The organism is Paraburkholderia sp. FW306-2-2C-D06C (assembly GCF_058781505.1).
This window is the reverse complement of the sequence record NZ_JBYSWU010000064.1, coordinates 24378-48060: the sequence shown is the minus strand read 5'-3', so window position 1 is coordinate 48060 and position 23683 is coordinate 24378. Positions and strand designations below refer to the sequence as shown.

17 protein-coding genes and 4 pseudogenes are annotated in these 23683 nt (G+C 60.3%); 11 read left to right on the top strand and 10 right to left on the bottom strand.

What is annotated here, in order from left to right:
- The first annotated feature begins 171 nt into the window (after positions 1-171).
- On the top strand, positions 172-1863 hold the full coding sequence (locus AC3WLT_RS32635; protein ID WP_492595740.1) for a methyl-accepting chemotaxis protein: 1692 nt from the start codon (positions 172-174) through the stop codon (positions 1861-1863).
- A gap of 779 nt (positions 1864-2642) precedes the next feature.
- On the opposite strand, the gene AC3WLT_RS32630 is transcribed toward AC3WLT_RS32635, so the two are convergent.
- The 4 genes from AC3WLT_RS32630 to AC3WLT_RS32615 all read right to left on the bottom strand — a co-directional run bounded on the left by AC3WLT_RS32630 (position 2643) and on the right by AC3WLT_RS32615 (position 4752).
- Positions 2643-2801, bottom strand: a complete 159-nt coding sequence (locus AC3WLT_RS32630; protein WP_492595739.1) for a hypothetical protein — start codon at positions 2799-2801, stop codon at positions 2643-2645.
- Positions 2802-2829: 28 nt separating this feature from the next.
- Positions 2830-3573 (bottom strand): acetoacetyl-CoA reductase, encoded by a 744-nt coding sequence (phbB, locus tag AC3WLT_RS32625; protein WP_492595738.1) that lies wholly within the window; start codon positions 3571-3573, stop codon positions 2830-2832.
- 164 nt (positions 3574-3737) lie between these two features.
- The gene (locus tag AC3WLT_RS32620; RefSeq protein WP_492595737.1) at positions 3738-4313 is read right to left on the bottom strand and encodes a phasin family protein; all 576 of its coding nucleotides are present in this window, start codon (positions 4311-4313) and stop codon (positions 3738-3740) included.
- A 241-nt stretch (positions 4314-4554) separates the two neighbouring features.
- On the bottom strand, positions 4555-4752 hold the full coding sequence (locus AC3WLT_RS32615) for a hypothetical protein (protein WP_492595736.1): 198 nt from the start codon (positions 4750-4752) through the stop codon (positions 4555-4557).
- Positions 4753-5325: 573 nt separating this feature from the next.
- Between AC3WLT_RS32615 and AC3WLT_RS32610 the strand changes: the two are divergent.
- Positions 5326-5517 (top strand): annotated as a pseudogene (locus AC3WLT_RS32610) (transposase); the annotation flags it as partial.
- A gap of 63 nt (positions 5518-5580) precedes the next feature.
- Here AC3WLT_RS32610 and AC3WLT_RS32605 read toward each other — a convergent pair.
- Positions 5581-7131, bottom strand: a complete 1551-nt coding sequence (locus AC3WLT_RS32605; protein WP_492595735.1) for an EAL domain-containing protein — start codon at positions 7129-7131, stop codon at positions 5581-5583.
- 216 nt (positions 7132-7347) lie between these two features.
- Positions 7348-7836, bottom strand: coding sequence for an SRPBCC family protein (locus AC3WLT_RS32600; RefSeq protein ID WP_492595734.1), 489 nt, complete (start codon positions 7834-7836; stop codon positions 7348-7350).
- Here AC3WLT_RS32600 and AC3WLT_RS32595 point away from each other — a divergent pair.
- The 9 genes and pseudogenes from AC3WLT_RS32595 to AC3WLT_RS32555 all read left to right on the top strand — a co-directional run.
- The gene (locus tag AC3WLT_RS32595) at positions 7796-8719 is read left to right on the top strand and encodes a 2OG-Fe(II) oxygenase (RefSeq protein ID WP_492595733.1); all 924 of its coding nucleotides are present in this window, start codon (positions 7796-7798) and stop codon (positions 8717-8719) included. The two genes, AC3WLT_RS32600 and AC3WLT_RS32595, sit on opposite strands and share 41 nt — an antisense overlap.
- A 661-nt stretch (positions 8720-9380) precedes the next feature.
- Positions 9381-12119 carry a type VI secretion system Vgr family protein gene (locus AC3WLT_RS32590; RefSeq protein ID WP_492595732.1) on the top strand — a complete coding sequence of 913 codons (2739 nt, stop codon included), beginning with the start codon at positions 9381-9383 and terminating at the stop codon, positions 12117-12119.
- A gap of 38 nt (positions 12120-12157) precedes the next feature.
- Positions 12158-14203, top strand: coding sequence for a phospholipase D-like domain-containing protein (locus AC3WLT_RS32585; RefSeq protein WP_492595731.1), 2046 nt, complete (start codon positions 12158-12160; stop codon positions 14201-14203).
- An 11-nt stretch (positions 14204-14214) separates the two neighbouring features.
- Positions 14215-15864 carry an SEL1-like repeat protein gene (locus AC3WLT_RS32580; RefSeq protein ID WP_492595730.1) on the top strand — a complete coding sequence of 550 codons (1650 nt, stop codon included), beginning with the start codon at positions 14215-14217 and terminating at the stop codon, positions 15862-15864.
- Positions 15865-15923: 59 nt separating this feature from the next.
- Positions 15924-16187 carry a PAAR domain-containing protein gene (locus AC3WLT_RS32575; protein ID WP_492595729.1) on the top strand — a complete coding sequence of 88 codons (264 nt, stop codon included), beginning with the start codon at positions 15924-15926 and terminating at the stop codon, positions 16185-16187.
- A 245-nt stretch (positions 16188-16432) separates the two neighbouring features.
- Complete coding sequence (locus tag AC3WLT_RS32570; protein ID WP_492595728.1) at positions 16433-16675, top strand: patatin-like phospholipase family protein; 243 nt, start codon at positions 16433-16435, stop codon at positions 16673-16675.
- 56 nt (positions 16676-16731) lie between these two features.
- A complete protein-coding gene (locus tag AC3WLT_RS32565; RefSeq protein WP_492595727.1) occupies positions 16732-18186 on the top strand; it encodes an ISKra4 family transposase in 1455 nt (484 codons plus the stop codon).
- Between the two features lie 98 nt (positions 18187-18284).
- On the top strand, positions 18285-18512 hold the full coding sequence (locus AC3WLT_RS32560) for an HNH endonuclease (protein ID WP_492595744.1): 228 nt from the start codon (positions 18285-18287) through the stop codon (positions 18510-18512).
- A 90-nt stretch (positions 18513-18602) separates the two neighbouring features.
- A pseudogene (locus AC3WLT_RS32555) lies at positions 18603-18782 on the top strand (DDE-type integrase/transposase/recombinase); the annotation flags it as partial.
- A gap of 56 nt (positions 18783-18838) precedes the next feature.
- On the opposite strand, the pseudogene AC3WLT_RS32550 reads toward AC3WLT_RS32555, so the two are convergent.
- The 4 genes and pseudogenes from AC3WLT_RS32550 to AC3WLT_RS32535 all read right to left on the bottom strand — a co-directional run.
- Positions 18839-19240 (bottom strand): annotated as a pseudogene (locus AC3WLT_RS32550) (transposase); the annotation flags it as partial.
- Positions 19241-19280: 40 nt separating this feature from the next.
- Positions 19281-21416 (bottom strand): putative bifunctional diguanylate cyclase/phosphodiesterase, encoded by a 2136-nt coding sequence (locus AC3WLT_RS32545; RefSeq protein ID WP_492595726.1) that lies wholly within the window; start codon positions 21414-21416, stop codon positions 19281-19283.
- Between the two features lie 165 nt (positions 21417-21581).
- The gene (locus AC3WLT_RS32540) at positions 21582-21977 is read right to left on the bottom strand and encodes a response regulator (RefSeq protein WP_492595725.1); all 396 of its coding nucleotides are present in this window, start codon (positions 21975-21977) and stop codon (positions 21582-21584) included.
- Positions 21978-22076: 99 nt separating this feature from the next.
- Positions 22077-23480, bottom strand: a pseudogene (locus tag AC3WLT_RS32535) (GGDEF domain-containing protein).
- Between the last annotated feature and the right edge of the window lie 203 nt (positions 23481-23683).

The following is a 23683-nucleotide window of genomic DNA, read 5'->3' as shown; positions in this document are numbered from 1 at the left end:
ATCCCCATCACATCTGATGGGAATCAGATTGCCCCAGTCCCGCCATTACGAACAGACGGTACAGATCGAGTGCTTACAACTGAGATGACTCAACTCGCCGAGAAAATATCAAGAACACCGCCAACCGGTCGTTAACAACGGTGTCCGGCCATCAAACAGGGGAATGGCACGATGTCCTTCACAAACATGAAAATTGGCGCTCGCTTGGGCGTGGGGTTCGGGCTGGTTCTATTGCTTCTGGCCATGGTGGTCACGGTGGTGACGACCAGCCTCGCGAGTATCTCTGACAATAACCGCGAAATCGACGACCGCCGCGTAAAGTTTGACGCGGTTCAAATCATCAACGTACGCACCCGCGCGAACGCCAGAAATACCCTGGAATTGTTCATCGCGCCCGACAAGGAATCCGTGGCAAGGATTCACGAATCGACCCAGGACAACAAAAAAACCATCGATGCGGCTATCGCAACGCTGGACCAACGGGTTGCGTCGGCGCAGGGGAAGGAACTTCTTGCAAAAATCAGGGAAACCCGTGCGCAGTATGTGGCGTCTTTCTCCAGGATCGGAAAATTGCTGGAGGACGGGCAACGCGACGAGGCGACCCAACTGGTGCGCAACGAGACGCTCCCCGCGCTAGATCGACTGCAGGATCACATCAAGGCGATGGTTGCACTGCAGCGCCAGCAAACGGCCATTGCCAGCGCGCAGGCCAGCCGTGCCATCGACTCGGCGCGCATCCTGGTGATGGCGCTGGGGGCGGGAGCGATACTGATCGGCATCGGTTTTGCCTGGTGGATCACCCGCAGCATCACACGACCGCTGGGCGAGGCCGTACAGGTGGCGCAAGCGGTCGCCGATGGCGATCTTACAGGTTCGATCGAGGTCAAGTCGAACGATGAGACCGGGCTGTTGATGGGCGCGCTCAAAGGCATGAAAGACGGTCTGGCCCGCGCCGTGGGGCGGGTTCAGGAGGTGACCGGCGCCGTTGTCACGGCCACGCAGCAGATTTCGGCGGGCAATACCGACCTGTCGTCACGCACCGAACAGCAGGCGGCCTCGCTCGAAGAGACCGCGTCGAGCATGGAGCAGTTGACCGCCACCGTCAGGCAAAACGCCGACCATGCAAGGCAAGCGAGCCAACTGGCGGTGAACGCGTCGGACATCGCCGGGCGAGGCGGCTCGGTGGTGGGCCAAGTGGTGCGGACCATGCACGGCATTTCGAGCAGTTCCACAAAGATCGTCGACATCATCGGCGTGATCGAAGGCATCGCGTTCCAGACCAATATCCTGGCGCTCAACGCGGCGGTCGAAGCCGCGCGCGCGGGCGAGCAAGGACGGGGCTTCGCGGTGGTGGCCGGGGAGGTGCGCACGCTGGCGCAACGAAGCGCGACGGCGGCCAAAGAGATCAAGGAACTGATCGGAGTCTCGGTGGGGAAAGTGGCGGACGGCTCGGCAATGGTGGCGCAGGCAGGCCAGACGATGGAAGAGATCGTGCAGGCGGTCAAGCAGGTCACGGACATCATGGGCGAAATTTCGGCGGCGTCGGTCGAGCAGAGCAGCGGCATCGAGCAGGTGAGCCGCGCGGTCATGCAGATGGACGAAGTCACCCAGCAGAACGCGGCACTGGTGGAGGAGGCGACAGCGGCGGCCGGTTCGCTCGAGGAGCAGGCAAGGCATTTACACGATGCCATCGCGGTGTTCCGGCTCGGTACGGACGCAGTGCCGGAGTGGGTGGAGAACACCAGCGAGAGCGCATGGAACCCGGCGGAATCCGTCCCAAGGCTTCCGCGCTCGTGGCCCGGCAGGAACAGTTCGCGAGACCGGAGAGCCGCTTCGAGTTCGACGGTCGCCGTTACGGACTGAAGGAAGCCGCCGAAACCCTTGGGTGCAAAACGAAAGCGAGCTAAATAACCCCGTTGTCCCGCTCCATTCAGTGGGGGAATTTGGGCGGCCACAAGTACGCGCAGATAGCACCGCCGTGGTGCGAGCTCGCAGATTCTGGGCGCGCCAGTGGACGCTCGCCGTCATCGCGTTGTGCACGTGTTCGGCGCATCAAGGATTGAATACCAGGAAGGCCGAAAATGAAAAGGACCGGGGACCTCTCCGGCGGACTGGCCGCGTGGCCGTTGCTGCAGCGAAGGTCGGTTCATTTCTCGTGAACGGACGTACAGGAACCGTTGACGACGGACCGTTCCTGGCCCCGGACTCGGAAGTTCGATGTCGAAGCGGTTTGGCCGAACCCAGGCCTGCTTCCCTTCCACAGTCGGCCCAAGGCGTGTGGCAGCCTCCAGAGAACTGCCATCCCCGTTTCTTACATCGCCTTGCACCCACAAGAGTGCGCCCATGCCGGGCGCAAAAAAACCAAGGCGGTGAAGCCTTGGCTCAGGGGAATCTGCTGGTTGAGAGGACCAGCAGAATCCGAGGGTGGCCACCGCGTCTGAAAACGCCGCAGCCCAGTCACAAGATATCGCCGTTTCATCGTCGCGCGAATCGATGTTTACCGCCATGGCGTACGACGCGGCGGCAGCCATCGCGTAGGTGTTGCCAGTGCGCGTTCACTGATGAAACGCATGTGCCCATCCATTCAGGCAACGATGCGATCACCCTCGATACCGCAATAACAGGATAGCGAACGCAGTAGTTCAATGCCGGGCGTTGCTCCAGTGCGGCCAGTCGTGATGGTGATCCAGTTGTCTGAGCCGTTTTCGACGCATTTGCTCCCGGTAATAATGAGCGGCGACGAACACGGGTGCCATCGCCAGTACGAACGAACCCACAACGATTGCCACTGCTTCGCTCATTGGAACCTCCATTGCAGACCTATCCGCTTCACTGCAGGTGTTGCCCTCCGTTGATCGCGATGTTGGCTCCAGTCACGAAGCCCGCTTCGCGCGAACACAGGTACAGCACGAGTGCGGCGACTTCGTCGGGCTGCCCGAGCCGGCCGACCGGAATCTGCGGAATGATCTTCGTCTCGCGAATTTCCTCGGGCACCGCCATCACCATCTTCGTCGCGATATAGCCAGGCGAGATCGTGTTGACAGTGACGCCTTTCTTCGCCACCTCGAGCGCCAGCGATTTCGTGAAGCCATGCATGCCGGCCTTCGCCGCCGCATAGTTGGTCTGACCGAACCCGCCCTTGGAGCCGATGATCGACGACACGTTGATGATGCGGCCCCAGCCACGCTCGACCATGCTGTCGCACACCGGCTTCGTCATGTTGAACACCGAATCGAGATTGGTCCGGATGACCGCGTCCCAATTAACCTTGTCGAGCTTCTTGAAGCTGGCGTCGCGCGTGATGCCGGCGTTGTTGATCAGGATGTCGACCGGTCCGACTTCCGCGCTGATCTGCGCCATGCATCTTTCGCACGAGTCGTAGTCGGCGACGTCGACCGCATACCCGCGGAACTGTCGTCCCTCGGCTTCCATGCGTGTGAGCCATTCGTTCGCACCGGTGTTGCCGGGCGAATAGGTGACTACGACCGCATAACCGGCGTCATGCAACTTGATGCTGATCGCCTCGCCCAGTCCACCCATGCCACCCGTTACTACCGCGATCTGCTTTGCCATCGAATCGTCCTCACAAATACCGGCGGCGTGCTCGTCTGGAGCAACACTGCCTTCAGTCAAAAATTGGATGCATTGAAATGCCGGATTCTTATCCAAAGTGAATAAAAGGAATCCTACATATCAGCATTGAACCGGAAACGCGGGCATCGCTGCCCGCGTGAGTCTTAGTGCTTCGCGCTCGCGACTACGGCAGCCGACCCGGCGGCACTACGTTTGGCGGCCTTGGACGCTGAGGCCGTGACGGCTTCGAGATTGGTCCCGGCCATCTCCACGGCCTGCTGCCCCGTCTTCTGCAGCGATTCGCACAGCGTGGTGGTGGCGCTGATCGCGGACTTCCACGCGGCGATCGCCGCTTCGGAACCCGCGGGAGCACTCTTCGCCGCTTCCTCGACGAGTGCCTGCACGCGTGCGTTATACCGTTCGTACTGCGTCTGGGCGAGTTGCGCGACCTCAGCCTGCGTGGTTGACGCGATGTCGAAGAGTTGGCGGCCGTATGACAGTGATTTCTCCGCGAAAGGCGCGGCGAAACCGGCTTGCAGCGTGAACCACTGCTGCGGGTCTGTTGTGCCGGGCGCCTTCGTCAGGTTCTCCTGCGATTCCGCCAGCGTGGACCTGACGACCTGCAGGTTCAGCGCAACCAGTTTTTCGACGCCTTCAAAGACCTTGCCGGTCAACCCGAAGAATGCGTCGAGGCTGGCCTTCTGTGATGCGGCGATTTGCTCGGGACTCGATAGAGCCATTATTGAAATTCCTCAGGATTCAGTTCGCCGCGCGAAACCCCGGTCGACCGGATGTAGCACGGCGAATGGCGATGATGGATGGCCCGAAGCGCAAGGACGCCTGCCAGGCAGCATGCGTCGCGAATACTTCGGAGGGTCGTTACAGCAAGAGGCACTACGCATTACAGTCCAACAAAAGCTACTTCGCTTACCTTTTCTTCGGCGCGCTCGCCGCGTGATGCAGCGGTGCGCGCCGCAATTCCTAGCGCCTGCGCGCGACCGCCTTGAGAATGGAAGCGCCTTCGCTTGTGACATGAGGACGTGGATGGCCCGACGCGAGGCGTTCCAGTGCTATGAGTTGACGCTCCAGCAGCGTGTCGAGCTCGGCGCGGCCCAGTTCGATCTGATCCGGCGCGTCCTTGATGAGCATTAGGGTGGCGAATTCATGGGGACTCAGCATATCGTCTCCTCGATTTAGTCTGTCTGCGCCGCGGGCATTAATTACCTTCTCCGCGGCCGAATGGCGGCAAATATTTCCTCGCCTTTGCGAAGCGCGCTCAGGAAATCCTTACGGAGACGTCATCATAACCGCACAATTTTCAATTGCAATATGCGGAGTACATTTTTGATTTGTCTGTCTATTTAGTCTGCATATCGACGACAACGCATTGCCCTCGCGATGCCGGTGCGGAGGCCATGAAAGCCTTGACTGGCATGGCCCAGGTCGATCTGGCCGCGCACCCGATGTCTGAATTGGCAGTCCAATCAATGGCACCGCGCAGCGTCCCAATTCATATTTGAATATTCCGTTTATAGGTAATCATTGTCTTTTTCAGGCAGGGCCGCTTCTAACCTGTTAATGAGAAATATTTATTACATCGCATGCGAATCGCTTATTTTCAGAATTCTGACCAGCGAAACGGCTCACGAAGCATTGACTTCTCCCGCTGTTGTGAAGGACCAGGAGATATCGGCAAAACCACATCGGCTCGTTGCACTTTCACCATGTCCGCCGGCGACAAGGAACCAGAAGATGACGAAACGAAATCGACGTGCGCACTCGCCGGCGTTCACGGCGAAGGTGGCACTAGCTGCGGTCAAGGGCGACAGGACATTGGCAGAGCTCGCTCAGTAGCTTGATATCCATCCGAACCAGATAACGGACTGGAAGAAGCAATGGCAGGCACGCGTTGCCGAAGTGTTCGAGACAGGCAAAGGATCGGCCGAGCCGCCGGGTGAATGGATCCGTAGAGTCGTCCGCTGACAATTTCAGCCTCGATCATGCCGGTCAGGACGCCACCGCTTGCGACATGGCATGGGTTGAATGGCGGTACATCCGCTCGAACTCAAGAATACTTGCGGGCCGCTGAAACAGAAAACCTTGCGCGAACCTGATACCGATCTCCTTCAGGGCGTCGCGCTGCTCAACTTCTTCGACGCCTTCCGCCACCACGGTCAGGTCCAGCTTGTTCGCGAGATAGGCAATGCCTTCAACGAGCTGCCGGGCGTGGCTCGCAACGCCAGCGGTGAATCGCTGGTCGATCTTGATGTAGTCGAAGGCGAAGTGCTGTAACAGCGCGAGGTTGCTGTTGTCGGTTCCGAAATCGTCGACAGCGAATTTGACGCCAAGAACCTTGAGGCTCATCAGATTGTCATGGCTGGCCACCAGCCCCCGCAGCAACCCGCGTTCAGTGATCTCGAGTACGACCTCAAAGCGGGAGGAGCTTCGCTTGAGCGTCGAACCGATGTCGTGCGGAAAACAGTGCATTTCGATGTGCTTCGGTGCCAGGTTGACGTTCACCCGGAACCCGTCCGGGAGGGCGCAGGCCTGCAGTTCGGCCAGCGCCGTGGCCAGCACGAAATCCGTTAAAGGCGCAATCACGGACGTCATCTCTATCTCGCCGATGAATTTCCCCGGCATCACGAGGCCGAGGCGCGGATGTTTCCAGCGCAACAGGGCCTCGGCGCCGACCCAGCGTCCGGTTTGCAGGTCGACGATCGCCTGGTATTCAACGTAAAACTCATTGCGCCGCAAACCCGCGCGGACCTGTCGTTCCAGCCGTTGACGGGGCGTGCAACCAGCGATATAGCCGGCGAGCAGTGCGGCGAACAGGGAGAGTCCCACGAACAATGCAACAATCTCGGTCAAGATCAGGTCCGTGCGCAGCCTGTCGGCGTCGCTCTGCACCTGGACGAGGATGTCGCCCATGCTGGACGCGCGGGCAGTGCTCCTGTAGAAGCGTCCGTCACTGGTGAGGGTGGCCCCCGATCCGTCGGAGACCGACGCGCTCCTGGCGCCCGACGCCTTTGCCCGCGCAAGGATGTCCACAACGTACACACCCTCGACGATATACAGGATGCCGTGGCGGTGGTCGACCGGAGCATAAATCGCCATGACGGGCACGTCCGGTATCGGTTGCGTTTCGCCGAGAAAGGCGATCTGCCGGGCATCGCCCGATGGAACCAGATAGGTGGCGAGCGGGATGGACACCGCTCCGAGTACGGTTGAACAGTACACGTTCCCATCCTGGACCATCATCGCGCTCCGGCGATAGGGGATGAACACGTCCCTGAGCGTGAGGTTCGCCTGGATCTCGGGACAGGGCCGTCCCGCCAGATTCATGAGTTTGCGCTCGTCAGTGCGGGCATCGGTGACGATGCGGTCGATCGAGTCATCGATGTCCTGGGCGACGGCCTTTTGCTGGACTTGCGCCCGTTCGGACGCGATGTGATAGCCCCCCGTTAGTGCCAGCAGGATCACCGCGACGAACAATACCATTTCGAGCACTGTGCGCCGACGGGACGCGACGCTTTCTCGCCACAAGACGGTCGCAGGCATTCGCTTCCCCTTTTGCGTTTGCCGCGCCTCGGCCTGCATGACGCACGCCGTGCGGCAATGGTTGTCGTCCGGTAAGCCGACGCTTAAGAGCAATTATAAGATGTATAGCGTCGCAGCGGTTTTGCCGGGCCGGGTTGCCGCGCGTTTGTGTCGAAACGGAGAGCGTCAAATTGAGGCATACCCCATCCTGACGTTCAATCCATTGCCGCGCTGGCTTCATCCATGCTCGATGCCAAGCAGCCGCGCGTCCAGCCGCCGCGCTAGCGCCGCGCCGCCTTCGCGCATCACTGCATCGTGGTTCCACTGGAAAACCGGTCGCAACAACGGCGCCAATGCATTCATCCATGCGCGGTTCATATGCACGCACCAGTCATAGCGGACCACGGTAAGGTTGCGTCCGTCGGTCGAAAAGCTCCACCGGCCGGCGCCTTCGACGTCGCCACTGGCTTCCCCCTCCAGCGCGACCAACGGGTCGACGCGCGTCACCCGCATATCGAACACGAGGCGATAGGGCAACCAGCCCTTCCACGTATAGCGTTGTACGGCGCCCACGCCCTGATTGGAACCCGCCTCTAGCTGGTCCACGCGCTCGACGTTATGCCACCACTCGGGCCAGCGCGCCGAATCCTGGATTGCTGCCCAAACTTCCTGCACTGGCGCATCGATGCGCCAAATGGTGGAAAAGCGGTATTCGATCGTCCGCAAGCTGCCTCCATTCTTAGTATTCTTCTTGAGATTTTGTCAGATGCTCACTGCACTTGCCATCACCGGCGAAATGACCGCCGCTCACATCTACGCATGGACACATGCGGCGACCGCGAGGACAGCTGGCCACAGGACCGGAAAGAAGTCGGTGCTACTATCTTTGGCTCAGATCAAGCCCCCTTGCCGATACTCGCCCCGGACGGCCGTTCGAATTTCCACCCAGCACCTTCGTTCGAAGGAACAAGCAGTGACCCGATCACACTCGCCGGCGCGTTTCGATGCACCCGGAGATGAACAGCATCGACGTATCGTGGATGCCATTCATGACCATGGCTGGTCGGAACAGGACAATTTTTTCCCGCCGGATTTGACGCTCGCGCTGGCGCTGGAATGTGCAGCGCTTGCGACGGCCGGGACGCTCACATTGGCGCTTGTCGGTCAGGGCGCGGCACGTTCTCTTCAGCCCGATGTGCGCGGCGACCGGATTCAGTGGCTGGAGGCGGGCCAGTCCGAAGCCCGCGACCGGTATCTCGCGATCATGGAAATGTTGCGCATTGCGTTGAATCGCGGGCTCTTTCTGGGACTCGAAGAATACGAAAGCCACTTCGCATGCTACGCCCCGGGCGCTTCGTATCAGCGACACCGCGATCAATTTCGCGATGACGATAGCCGCACAGTGTCCGTCATCGTCTATCTGAATGCGGACTGGCTGCCTGAGCACGGCGGTGCGTTGCGGCTACATCCTGAGGGCTTGAGCACGCAGGACATCTCGCCAGTCGGCAGCCGGCTCGCAGTGTTTCTATCCGCCGACATGCTGCACGAAGTATTGCCTGCGACTCGCGACCGGATGTCGCTCACGGGATGGTTTAGACGCCGATCATGATCTTCCAGGCCGTTCCGGGGACCTGATCGTTTCGGCGCTTGACGCCGGTCGCGCAAATTCAATGAATTGGCAGACACGAAATAATTTTCGTCAAGGGCAGCACCATGCGTGTAAGCGAGTCAAATACAACTCGAAGTTTTAAGTATGGCTCCGCCGCCCAGATGGACGACCATGGTCCGACAAGATATCTGGATGACCTTCAGACGGACGAGTTCTTGCATGTTGGGGTAGTGACCACATAGCCGTCAAAAGTGCCGTTTGTAGCGGAAAGCCTTTATCCATAAGGCATTCGACGGGTTCTCTCTCGATACGGCAAGGTCCAGTGAGAGCATCACGCCGTGGCTGAAAACCCGATCAATAGACCGGATTCCGGATTTCGATAGGGCGTCTCCTGCACATCAAGCACCCTATTGATCGAGGAATCCGAGCCAGATGGCACTTTTGACGGCTATGTGGTCACTACCCCTATTTGTTTGAAGCCGGTTCGGGTCCGAATCCGGAAAGGAAGCGTCTGGTATCGCCAGCGCTACTTTTCAGGAAAAAATTGCCAATTGTTTCAACTTGATTAACATTATGTATTTTAATAGTCTGTAAAATCGAACTTGAGAGTGCCGATTAATTACCAATTATCCAGAAAGCATAAAACAATAAGAGGATGACCATGAGTGCGCAGGACATCGTGCGGGCGATACAGGGTGGTTTAATCCAGCAGGACCGGTTGCTCAGACTGGACACCCCGCTGGGCAACAACGTGCTGCTGCCGCAACGGGTGTCCGGCCGCTCGCGCATCGGCCGCCATTTCGAATTCACGGTGGATCTTGTCTCGACGAAGGATGATATCGAGCTCAAGCAACTGATCGCCCAACCGGTCACCCTGTGGCTCCAGCAGACCGATAAAAGCTACCTGCCGCATCATGGCTACGTGCACGCCGCACGCCGGCTCGGCGCAGATGGCGGCCTGACGAGTTACCAGATCAGCTTCGCGTCGTGGATGCACTTTCTGAAATTCCGTCGCGACCAGCGGATCTGGCAGGACAAGTCCGCCGACCAGATCCTCACGGACGTTTTCAACACGCACCCGCAGGCTCAGGGGCGGTTCCAGTTCGCGCTATCGGGACCGTTGCCATCCAGGTCTTACTGCACGCAGTACGAGGACGACTGGAACTTCGTTCATCGCGTGATCGAGGATGAAGGTCTGTTCGGATTCTGGAAGCAGGACCCGAACGGAAAATCACATACGCTCGTCATCACTGACCGCCTGGAGACGCTGGAGCCCCTAACGCCGCAGCAGGTCCAGTTCTCTCGCGCCGGCACGCGCAGCGAGGCCGACGCTCTCGTGCAATGGACGGGCAGCCGGACATTGCAAAGCACGACGCTGACCACGCGCACCTCTGATTACAAGTCCCCGTCGTCGCAGTTCAATCCCAAGGGCACGCTCACGCCGACGATGCCCCACCAGGGCGACCTTCCCGAGCAGCTGGAGGTGTACGAGTACACGGGGGCCTACACCTACCTGGAGCAGGGACGCGGCGATCACCTCTCGAAGATGCGGATTGAACAATGGGAGTCGGGCGCCAAGCGGTTCTATGGCGTGGGCTCAGTGCGGGGAATGGATGCCGGTCGCTGGTTCGAACTGGCCGATCATCCGGAGCACAGTCGCGATGCTTCAGAGCAGCGGTGCTTCGCCGTCGTCGAGGTCGTCTGGCTGATCGAGAATAACCTGCCGGTCTCAAACACCCGCGCGAACTTTCCGCATAGCCTGGCAGGCAGGCTCGGTGCGGCACGAGCGGCACAGTCGGGTAACCCGGCGTTCAACGCGGCACACGCGGACGGCTCAGAAGGCTTCTTCGCGGTCGAGATAGAAGCGCAGCGCAAGACCGTGCCGTATCGCAGCCCGTTCGAACACCGCAAGCCGGTCATGCACCTGCAGACAGCGGTCGTCGTCGGCCCGAAGGGAGCCGAAATCCACACCGATGAACTGGGCCGCGCCAGGATACAGTTTCACTGGGACCGGATCGGCCAGCGGGACGAGCGCAGCTCCTGCTGGGTGCGGATCGCCCAGCCCTGGTCGAGCGGTGGTTTCGGTGGCGTCCAGTTGCCCAGGGCGGGAGACGAGGTGATCGTATCGTTTCTCGACGCGGACCCGGACCGCCCTCTCATCACCGGGCGCGTCGGGAACGGCGCCAACCGTCCGCAGTGGAATCTGCCTGGCCAGCAGGCCCTGTCGGGTTTCGTCAGCAAGGAAATCGGCGGCCAGCAGAACAACGTCTGGCTCAAGGACGATACGCCGGGCGAGGTGCAGACCCAACTGCGGAGCGACCATCTGGAAAGTGGTCTGCACCTGGGCTTCCTCACGCGGGTGACCGAGCCCGCAGGCCGCGGCGACAAGCGGGGCGAAGGCGTGGAGCTGCGCACCGACGGAAATGCGGCCGTGCGCGGTGCGCGCGGGCTGTTGCTGACGACTCATCCGCGCTCGGGCGCGACCGGAGATGCGTTCAGCGTCGACGAAGTGAACCTCCAACTGGCGAGCGCCCAGGACACGGCCGCGAGCCTCGCGCAATCCGCGCAGTCGGCAGGTGCACAGGATGGCGAGCAGAAGACCGTCGCCAGCACCCTGAAAGCGCAGGCGAAAGCCATCCAGGGCGGCGGTCCGCTTAAGCAGTTCGAGCAGCCGCATCTGGTGCTGGCGAGTCCCGCAGGCGTCGCCACCAGCACGCCGGAGCAGATTCACCTGAGCAGCGGCAAGAGCACTGCGGTCACGACCGGCGAGCACGTCTCGGTGAGCACGGGTGGCGGCTTCTTTGCCAGCGCACGCAAAGCGTTGCGTCTGTTCGTCTCCGAGGCGGGCATGCGGCTCATTGCTGCGGCAGGCGACATCGATATTAAGGCACTGAAGGACAGCATCAATCTCCTCGCGAAGCTCAACGTGACGGTCACGGCCACCAAGATCACCATCAGCGCGCAGCAGGAGGTTGAGATCAACGGCGGCGGCAGCTACACCCGCTGGACGGCTGGGCAGATCAAGCACGGTACGTCGGGCGGCTTCGAGGTGCACTCGGCAAGCCGGACGTTCGTCGGACCGGATAGCGTGAGCACGCCGGCCATTCCTGCGTTGCCGCCTGAGAAGGAGCAACTGCACTTCGCATTACAGGCATTGCCGGGCGAAGGGCATCAAATTGTCAGTGAACCATACGAGCTGTTCAAGGGCGACGCCAAGATCGGCGAAGGCGTCACAGACGAGTTTGGGCGAATTGTTGTGAATGATCACCAGGTCGGCACACCAGCGTATAAGGCCAGGTTGAGCAACGGTGCGGAATATGATCTGGGTGTGAAAAACGAGCTTGACGCCGATCCCGATCACATTGACCAGCGTAGCAACAGCGGCGAACGACACACCTGAGCGCGACGCTTACCCTATTTATCAATGAGGACGCAGACTTGGCCCAGTTTCCACTCAAAACTCACAAGCATGCAAAGGTCGCTATCGACGAGCAGACCCGGCAGGCGAAGAATGCGCTTCAGTATCTCGTTGAGCACCGGGACATCAAGGAGAGACACGGAGACGGCTCGAGCCCGATCACCAGGCGTAACACTCTGAGCTTCATGATCTGCGGTGAAGATGGATTCAAGCAGATCGCCAAAGACCTACGAGAAGCGAAGCAGTCGGCGGACATCGTCTGCTGGGGTTTCGATCCGGGCATGGAGCTTGAGCGGGACGGCGGCACCTGGCCGCGCGGCATCCGTTATGGCGAGCTGCTCGACGAAATCACGAAGCGCAAGGAGAACCCTGTCACGGTGCGGCTACTGATTTGGTCCACTCCCCGGGGCTCCGCTCTGCAAAACAACATGCCAGGTTTCTCAGATGTTCAGGATTACTGGGTAAGCGGTCCCATTGTTCACCATCTCCGGCAGGACAACCCGTACGGTGACGCAACGAGTCCCCGCCATAAGTGGTGTGTGGACTGGTGGGCCGAGAATCTGCCGGGCGGCAAAAGCAATAGCGGAAAGAATCCTCGCCTGCGCATCGTCCTGCGTGAGGTCACACACGGTGACGCGACCGCATTGCTGACGACTGCGCCCGTTGAAGAAGACAAGCCCGTAAGTACGCACGGCTTTACCGACGAGAAAAGTCAACTGGAAGACTATGGAACACACCACCAGAAACCAGTCCTGATCGACTACAACTACGACGACGGAAGCAAGGCGATCGGCTACGTCATGGGACTGAATTCGGTAACGGACTACTGGGACCGGACCGCTCATGCGGTCGATGATCCCAAGCGTGAGGTGTTGTCAGACAATCAGATCAAGGACGAGCTGGACCGCGAGCTGTCAACGCAGAAAGCACCGGACAAGGACAATCTGCCCACCCGACTCTACCAGGGACTGAAAAACAGCGTGTCGAAACAGGAGGAACAACACGGGTTAGGCCACGAACACTATGTGCACGGCCGGCCTTACCAGGACTACGCATGCCGGGTCCAAGGTCCAGCGCTTGCGCAACTGCACTTCAACTTCGAGAACGGGTGGGCCGAGGCACTCGGTCAGGCGCTTCCGTTCCAGACTCCACCAGAGCCACCGGCGAAGATTCCGAAGGTGGCGGGAAATCCGGCGCATCTTGTTCAGATCTTGCGCACGCAGCCCCACGAGCGGGAGAAGTCCATCAAGGAGGTCTATTTCCAGGCAACCAGTAGCGCCCGCAACTATATTTACATCGAGAACCAGTACTTCTTTTACCCCGAGTTTGCACGGAATCTGATAAAGACGCGGCAAAAGCACTGCAACGACTGGATGAAAACGTCGCACAAGCCTGTCACCGAGATGCCGAAGCTGCACCTGTTCGTCGTGATTCCACATCCGGAGCGCGAAGAAATGGTGCCGCGTACTTACGATACACTGACCTTGCTTGGAGCCGGTACATCGATGGCTGAACAGGGAGATCTGGCGGACAAGGGCGAGCTCAATTCTGTCTATGGCAAGACTACCAGAGGGCATGGCGAAGTACTTGATCGTCCGAGTGCGGAAGACCTTGAGCGGACCCTGGGTCTTGAAGTGTGTATCGCACGCCTGCGCACAAGTGGCCCCGACGCGGACCACAACATGGCTTATCGCGAAATCTATATCCACTCGAAGCTGATGATCATCGATGACGTGTTCATCACCGTAGGCAGCGCCAACCTGAATCAGCGCAGCATGTCTGTCGACAGTGAAATCAATATTGCTGCTACCGGCCAACTCTATGCTGCCGATCTGCGTCAGCGCGTATTCGCGCTGCACTCCGGTGGCCACGTCCAAGGTACCAACGATCCGAAACTCCTGCCGGACGAATTTAGCAACTGGCAGGACTTGATGAAAACCAACAGTGACTCGCGAAAGAACGGTCAGCCAATGGTTGGTTTCCTTCTGCCGTTTGAAGATCACCGTTCGACCACCACGCTGTACGGCTCGATCTCCGTGCCGTCCTCAAGCGATACCGCCGCCTAACCGGACCTCGCATGAAAGCACTTCTCAATGCGTTGCGTATTGCCACCGCTGCCTTGCTGCTGCTGGTAGCCCCGGCTCACGCAGGCGCCCTGACCTCTCTGGGTAACAAGCTGACCACTGCCATGTCTGACCTGCCACGTTACGAAAAACTGCCGCTCTTCGACCCGCATCGCAAGGACTTCACCTGCGTGTATCAGGCTCAACGGATACCCACTCTCGATCCGCAGGCCGAGATGTGGTTTCAGCAGGCACTGGCAATGGATGACCCCAATGTGCCGATCGATAAGATTGACTATGCGAAGGTGTATCAGCTCTATCTGCAGGCAGCTGATCGAAACCACTGGAAAGCGATGCTCAATCTCGCGTCATTGATCTTGAGCAAACGCCCCGGCGTACCGGAACAGGATCCGGAAGCCGCAATCCAATGGGTCGAGAAGGCAATGAAGCTGGGTGCTCCCGATGCCTACGACCGAATGGGCGTGTATCACCTCAACAGGCTGGTCAAGGGGGGTGACGCCACGAGCGCCTACGCCTTCTTCCAGCGAGCGGCAGATATGGGCAGCCCAGCGGCAATGGCGTTCCTTGGCGATAAACTGTCCGGCACATATGATGACCCCGAGGGTGAGTTCTGGGGCAATGTGCCGGTAGCCGTCAAGATGTTGGAGTGTGCCTTTGCACAAGGATATGGTCCCGCAGCATACGATCTGGGATTTATTTATAAGAGATCCAATACGGTCGAGGCAAAGACCCGCGCACTTCAGGTTTTTCACGAAGGCGTGAAGCTCGGATGCGAAAAGTGTGCAAGCAAGCTGTCGGTCGAATTCAACGGCATGTATCTGACCGACGGAACCAACATAGTCGGCCATGTAGACAAGGCACGTGCCCAGCGATACAGCAAGATCCGCGATGTCCTGAAGCTCTATGACGGGCGACTGAAACTGCCAAACCTCGACAAGGTGCTTCCGCTGCCTCCTGCGCCGTTGCCCAAGTGGGACGGCAACGCACAGACGTTGATCGACGGTGCGAAGGCCGTATCGCCTACGCCCAAAGCTCAGCAGGGCGCAGCCCTTCAAGGTCGTGAATTCATCCCGCACGGGTACGCCGTGTCATCGCTGGAACAAAGCGCGATGGCGGTCGCGGGTAACCAGGTCGTGCCGCGCGATGGCTATTGGCTTGCCCTTTACGGCCCGGCATCGGCCGCTAAAACACAGCTGACTCCCGCCCGCCGGAACACGCCGGAGCGCTATCGAACCGGCGAGCGCTTCGAGGCGTCGTCGTTCGAATGGCTCACCGCCGATCAGGTGCAATGGCACTACCTTGGCGAAGCCTATGCCTTGCCTCCGCAGCGTGACGATTTCCTGAAGCACATGATCGATACTGGGTTCCTGCGCGAAATCCCTGAACCCGCTTCGCCAGTCCGGTGCACTGGCAAGCAGCAATGCCCGCAAACAGGGATATGGGAAGGCCGCGTCGCCGACGATCATCCGATGGCCGCGCTGTACAACCGGTGGGACCGCCAGGCGTTTGTCGAGAAGGATCACGCGTTCCCGCAGCCCGGGGCGCAGTTCATCGACGTCGCCGCCCAGGACCCGCAATGGACGTACCTCGGCAGTCCCAACGGAGACACGGGGATGCCCGGGATACGCGACATCTGCCTGTAGGCAACGCTCGACAGGCGCGTCACCACAAGGCACGAAACACAGCTGCAAGGGAGAACCCGATGGTCCGTCAGGTCATTGTAGTGGGCGATACGCTGACACCGCACGGCGGCACCGTCACGACCGGTTCGAACGCCGACATCGTGGACGGCAAGCCGGTTGCCCGCAAGGGCGATACGGTCGAATGCAAGGAACACGGAACGCAGACCATCGCGGAGGGCGACGGAAACAGCGTGTTCGGCGGCAGCCCGGCGGCCCTGCATGGTCACCGGGCTGCATGTGGGTGTACGCTCGTAAGCCGCAGTGCTACCTTGTCAATGGGGTAGGCTGTTGAACTCAGCCGACGCTATCCGCGACGCTGAATAAGCGCATATGGTCTGTGCAACCGGATCTACGACGGCCGGTCATTGCGGTAGTGGAGACTGCATGGAGTTCCGCGAGGGCGCGCACGTCGCGGTTCCCGATGGCTCCAGTCTGAGTACCGGAGGCTTGCGGACGATGCGTGGAGCGGACGTGCACCGCCCCATCACCCACCTGGTAACGGGCTGAGATCACCGAGAGGTTGCGTAGAATGTTTGTCCGTGAGCGAGCGTTGGTCCTTGGTGGTGGCGGATCGGCAGGCAATGCCTGGGAGATCGGCGTCATCGCCGGCCTGTTCGATGCCGGGTTGGATGTGACCGAGGCCGATCTGATCATCGGGACGTCGGCCGGATCGACGGTCGCGGCCCAAATAAGCAGCGCGACCCCACCGCCCGAACGAGAGCGCGCAAAAGTTGGGGAGGCTCCCAAGGAGGGCCGCTTGTGCTTCCGGTAGCGGCATCGGCTTCGTCTGGAGTAGGCTGATCGGTCTCGCAACGGTGGGAGCAAGCCATGCGGTTGATCATCGAAGCAAGGTTGGCCGACGGAGACAATGATACGGTCGAGGAAGGTGACGGAGTTCTGGCTGTGATTGAGCGCCCTGACTGCTGTCTTGCCGAACTGGGCCTGACTCTCGCGGAAGGGCGGTCGCTGCTGGCAAAGGTGCAGACCGAACTGATTTCGAAACAGGTGCAGTCGTGGCTCTCAGGCCAGACCCATTGTCGGAGTTGCGGTGCGGCCTTGAAGCACAAGGACAATCGCTCGACGGTGCTGCGCACTGTCTACGGCAAAGTGACGGTGAAGAGTCCGCGGCTGTGGTCTTGTGCTTGCCAGCGGACTACGCGGACGCCACAGCATGTGGTGCATCCCCTGTCCAAAGACCTAATCTGGCGCGTCACTCCGGAGCTGGAATACCTCCAGGCGAAGTGGGCAGCTCATTTGCCATACCGGCTGGCTACGGCCATGCTCAAAGAAGTGCTGCCGCTTGACAAGGGCATCTCGTCGAGCGGCATCCGGAATCGGATTCTCGATATTGGAAAGCAGCTCGACGCTGATTTCGTGGGCGAGATCGTGCGGCCGCCCCAGGCTGTTGCAGACGAACAGCTTCGCGAATCCAGCCATGTAGCCGCCGTGAGCGTCGATTCGGCGTGGCTGCGAAATTGCGACGCCGGGAGAGACCCTGGCCGCCACGTGAATATCGTCGCCGGGCGGGCGACGTTCACCGATGGTCCTCCGAAACTGTATGCGTATGTGCACAGGGAAGTCACCTCGGCTGCAGCGCGCCTCGATCAGTTCCTCAGCCGGAACGGTGTGGCGAGCGATGAGCGCGTGACCGTGATCAGCGACGACGCTGGTGAATTTGCAAAGACCGTCGAGGGCAGTCAGTTGGCTCGCGGCCGGATCCTCGACTGGTTCCACATCGCGATGAAGTTCCAGGCGGCGCAGCGTTCCGTGTTCGGCAGCAAGATGATCGACTCGATGGAACGGGAATCGGTGGAGACCGAAATCACCCACGCGAAGTGGTTGGTCTGGCATGGCAAGGGCAGCAAGGCGTTGGAGCGGATCAAGGCACTGGACAGTCTGCTGCTGGCGAGGGAGGGATACGAATTCAAAACGCTGTGGTGGAATCTGAACACTGTCTCCAGTTATCTGAGGAACAACGCGCGCACGTTGGTCAACTACAGCGCGCGGCATCGCAAGGGCCTGCCGATCAGCAGCAGCATCGCCGAGTCTGCGGTGAACCAGGTTGTCAGCTACCGTATGGCCAAGAAGCGACAGATGCGCTGGACTGACGAAGGAGCGCACTGCATGGCGCAGGTCAGGGTTGCGGTTCTGAACGGGGAATTCTCGCCCCGTCGTATCTCGGCGCTCAAGATTGTCGACTCGGGCTACGGCAAATGCATCGGGCCGGTGTCGGTAGGCGGGCGCCGACCAACGGCCAGAATGGACCGTGCAACCATGCCGTAGACTATGGAGTCCCAATTAAATCAAGCTCCCCGACTTTTGCACGCTCTCATTAAAATTGACAGAAACTTGCAACCCTGGGTGGGGTCGTTCGTTGATTGGTGTGGGTTTTCGGCCACCGAGGGGGTTGCATCTTTAGTTCGATTGACAGCCTGTGTTCTAACTGTCAGCAGCCCATCACAATGAACACCCGCTGGGATGTTACGCATATTGTGAAGCAAGCCGATGGCGGGACAGATGCAGCCAGCAACCTCCAGGTTAACCATCTCAATTGCCGTAGAAATCCGCAGTACGCCGGAAAATTAAGTTGTGCTACCGGGTGTCGATAGATGCCTTTGTAGAGGCTTGAGCCGTATGCTCCTAAAGGCGCACGTACGGTTCTTAGGGGGCAGCAGCGCAGCAATGCGCTGCTGCTACCCGACCAGGATCACCGCGCCATCAAACGCATCATCAAACCAATGATGGGCTTCAAGGATTTCCGGTGTGCTCGCATCATCCTGGCCGGCATCGAACTGATGCACATGATCCGCAAGGGGCAGATGCACGATGATGGCTTCGCCAAAACCGCAGCCGATCAATTCAATTCGCTGGTTATATAAGCAATCCCAATCATATTTGGATTGCTCGTCCCGCCCGCCTTATCGCGACACAACCGCTCGAAGCGCGAGAAGTCCCCCAATTCGGAGAGCATGCCCACAGCGGTGATGAACTGGACGCCGCGCATGGCTTGCAGGCCCAGTACGGCTGGATAGAATCGCCAGTCGACAACGGCTTCACGCAGAACTGCCTCAAGGCGGTCACATTGCGCGAGCCTGTCTTCAATCGTGCGACGGCACTCGTCGAAGGCCAGTTGCTGCCAGTGGTTGGGGAACGAGAATGTGTTCACCCATCGCCGGTGCGCGGGTCCCCAGTTGGCATTGCCGGTATAGCGGACGCCGTGGGCGAGCAGAAAGGACTTTAACCGCTGGCGTGCTTGCCTGAGATCCGCTTTCGCTGCTGCCCATGCGCGGGCCAGGTCCCGGAACGCCTCGTCTTCGACATCCGGTACGCAAGTTGCTCAAAACGCCCCGAATTCCCATCGATTTTCGTGCTCACGCTCACCCCTGATACTTCGACGGAACTGAGGCAATTGTCCGAATCGTGCGGGGTATGGACCCGACATCATGCACAGCATCGTTTTGGGCTATCGATCTGATGAGCTGAATCGCCGGCATTGGACGCCCGAACAGAAAGCCCTGGAGAGAATGGCAGCCCAGGCGCGTGAGGAATGCCTGCTGCGCCGCCGTTTCAACGCCTTCAGCGACAATCCTGAGATTGAGCGTCTTGCCAAGCGCAACGATAGCCGACACGATCGCCGCATCCTCCGGGTCATGCGCGAGATCCCGCACGAATCCGCGGTCGATCTTGAGTTCAGTGGCAGGCAACCGCTTGAGGTAAAGCAGGCTCGAATAGCCCGTGCCAAAGTCGTCTATCGCGATCTGAACACCCATCTCATGCAACTGTTGCAGGATCACCATGCTCGCGTCGACATCACCCATTGCGGTCGACTCGGTGATTTCCAGGATCAGGCAGCTCGGCTCCAGCGCGTGACGCTCCAGCGCCGCACGTACCGTCTGAACCAGCCTTGAATGGCGGAACTGAACAGCCGACAGATTGACCGCCATGGTCCAGTCCGTGCAGCCGGTGTCTCGCCACTGCGCGAGCTGCCGGCATGCTTCGTTCAGCACCCAATCCCCAATCGGCACGATCAGGCCGGCCTTCTCCGCCAGCGGGATGAACTGGTCAGGCGGAATCAGCCCGCATGTCGGATGCGCCCAGCGCACCAAGGCTTCCACGCCGACCACCGGACCGTCCGGTGCCTTGAATTTTGGCTGATAGTACAGGACCAACTCGTCTCGCTCCAATGCCGAGCGCAGCTCCTGAAGGAGGTGTAGTTGCTCACGGGCATTGGCATTCATCGAAATGTCATAAAAGCGATAGCCGTTTCGCCCGAGTGCCTTCGCGCGATACATCGCAGCGTCGGCATTGGTCAGCAGGTCGTGCGGAGTTTCGCCACAGCCGGGGTAGACAGCAATGCCGAGACTGGCCGACACGCGCAGCTCATGGCCTGCAAGCTCGAATTGCCCGCTGAAGGCGGTGAGGATTCTTTCAGCCACGGTCGCGGCATCGGCCGGTTCTTCGACATCGATGAGCAGTACGAACTCGTCCCCACCAATGCGGGCGAGCGTGTCCTCCACGTGTACGGTTGCTCGCATGCGCTGGGCGACTTCGATCAGCAGAAGATCACCAGCATGGTGGCCAAGCGCGTCATTGACTGCTTTGAAGCCGTCCAGGTCCACGAATATCAAGGCGATCCGACGGTTGTCGCGATCAGCGTTGCGGAGCGCCTGCTCCAGGCGCTGCTCCAGCAGCGTGCGATTCGGCAGCTTGGTGAGATTGTCATGCAGTGCGAGGTAGGTCAGTTCCTGAGCCTGGGTCAGCGACGCAGCTAACGCAGCGGTCCGCGCCTGCAGCCGCCGGTCGAGTACCGAGAAGGTCAACGCGATCGCCATGATCGCCACAGTGCCGACGATAATCGAGAACGCCAACCATCCCGTATTCACGCCGTTGCGCGCCGCTCCACATATGCTGCCGAGAGGAAATTGCGCGGCCGCCATCCCCGTGTAATGCATGCCAACAATCGCGAAGCCCATGATCAGTGCCGCACCCGCGCGCAGCAGCCTAACCCGGGACGAATGGCGGCGTAGCCGAAAGGCAATCCATAGCGCCGCCCCTGAGGCCAGGACCGCAATGACGATGGACAGGAGGAACCACGAAGCCGCGTACCGAATCGCGGGGGTCATGCGCATTGCCGCCATGCCCGTATAGTGCATGGCGGCAATCCCCGTGCCCATCAGCAACGCCCCGCAACCCAGGCGAAGCCAGGGTAACGCTGGTTGGCCGATGAGCCACAGGGCAAAAGCCGAAGAAATGATCGCGATCAGTAACGACAAGAACGTGATCGCGGGGTCATAGCCCAGTGGAATGGGCAAACTGAACGCCAGCATGCCGACGAAGTGCATCGACCAGATGCCGGCACCCATGGCAAAGGCGCCAGCCATAAGCCACCAACGCCCCGCGCGCCCTTGTGTGGCTGAAATGCGGCCAGCCATGTCCAAGGCTGTGTAGGATGCGAGGATCGCGACCAGCAATGAAAGCAGGACAAGCGACGCATTATAGTTGCCAGCGTACATCGAAACTCCTTGAGTCCAGCCGCAACTGGTCGGCTCGAATCGCCCAGTCGATCGGCACCTCGTCGGCCACGGTGTGTGGCAGTACTTGCATCGCGCTCAGCTTGCTCCACCCCCTAGATGCGCGTGGTCACGATGTTTGCATGGCCGGGACGACTGCACCCGCGTTCAGTGCGCCGGGGCGTGACTCCGCGTAGCGGCACATTCAGCCGCGTGCTCCGCGAGCAGGCGCCGCATCGTCGCCAGCAGTTCCGGTACTTCGACGGGCTTGCGCATAAAGCCGTCGTACCGCACAAAGGCGGGCGGGCTCGGCTCGGCCGACACCAGGATGAAAATCGTGCCGGCAAGACCTGGCGTGTTCCGGATGTGCTGACAGAGCGCACTGCCGGACATGACCGGCATGCGCCAATCGGCCACGACGATGTCGACGGCGGTCGCCGCCAGGACGGCCAACGCGGCCTGACCATCGCCAGCGGCTTTCACCTCGAATCCGTCGCGTTCGCAGCAGATTTCCCAAGCGGCCAGGGTCTCGGGCTCGTCGTCGACCAATAGCACCGTCGTCATACGTCACTCCTCCCCAGGCGGTATCCGCCTGGGCGCCCGGAGATCCATCACCGCCGAGGTCCGACCAGCAGGCGGAGGTCCGTGCACCAACTGCTACACCTATGCCGCGATTACCCGGTTGCGACCCTGGTGTTTCGCGCTGTACATGCGTTCATCGGCTACGCGCAGAATCGTGTCGATCGTGTCACCGTCGCGGCCGAACTCCGATACGCCGATGCTCACCGTGACCGTGCCTAGCTGCTGCGTGCCGCTCTCAAACGATGCGCCTGCGATGGCGGCCCGGAGGCGCTCGGCGGTCGCACGCGCGGCTTCGAGTGCCGCCTGAGGCAGCAGCACCATGAACTCTTCTCCGCCCACCCGGGCGACGCCGCCATACGGCCGGATCGCATCGAGGCATTTCTGCACGAAGCCCTTCAGGACGTCATCGCCGACCTGGTGCCCGTAGCGATCGTTGATTAACTTGAAATTGTCGAGGTCGAGTGCCAGCAGGGAGAACGGCGCACCGCCGCGCCTGGCCCGGGCAATCTCGGCTTCGACGTGCTCGATAAACTGCCGACGATTCGCCGCGCCGGTCAGTGGATCGGTCGCGGCAAGATGCTCGAGCGTCTGATTGGTGCGCTTCAGTTCCTGCAGCGCGCTTTCGGTACGCGCCATCGCCTCGGCGAGCCGTGCCATCAGTTCCTCCTGGCTGTAGATCGTCGAGAACGAGCGCGTGGTGTGGAACGCCTATACGACGCCATAACTCAGCAGGAAAAAGCCGCCCGCAAAAATCGCGTGGGCGAGCCACCACATGTGGTTCCAGGGACGCCCGAGGATGAACGCAAGCGACGACAGCGCGAACGCCGTGACCGAGATCGCGAAAATCACCATCAGAGGTGAACGGATACGGCGCAGCAGGAGCACCGTCACATTCAATGTGGAAAGAACGAGAGCGCCGCCTTCCATCGCCAGGCGCACCGCAAGGCTGCCGGCAATCGGCGAATTCGCGACACCCGCCACCGCCAGGTCCACCAGCACGAACAGTCCTATCCAGGTCAGCCACGGGCGAGGCTTCATGCGCCGGTCCTCGGCGTCCGACGGTCGGCGGTAGGAGAGCAGCGCGACCAGCAGCAGGATCGCCATCACGAGCCGCGACGCCGGCCCATACAGCAGGAAGAGCCAGATATGGTGGTGCGCGAGCCCGGTGAACGCGCCATGCAGCGCATAGACCAGCACAAAACCGAGGAAGCCGAGCGTCATCCAGCGCAGTAGCGGTTCGCCGGATGACCGGTAACAGCGCCACGTGACGTAAGTCACGAAAAGGCCTTCCAGGGTGGCTGCGGCGATCGCCATTTCGTGGAACGCGTGGTTCTCGAATTTGAGGGCGGGATCCTGGAAAAAGAACAGGTAGGCAATCAGCCAGGCCGGAAGCAGCGCAAAGCCCGCGAGGAGCAGGCGGGCATAAACCCTGGTCACAAGCCGGACGGCCCGGGGCGGCTCGTCGGCGACGATGACAGCGCTCATGTGCCCCCTCCGGTTTCACGTTGATTTCGCCAACACCGGCGCCGGATTGGTTCCAAAGCCGCGTGCAGGCTATCGGTGGCTCGCATCAACGTGTACAGGGCGCCCGAGCGGCATTCAACTATTAATCATTCAATATGAAGTATAGGCGTACGACGATCGGCCGGCGAACTATAAAGCTGACATTTCCGTATCGCACTCCGTAA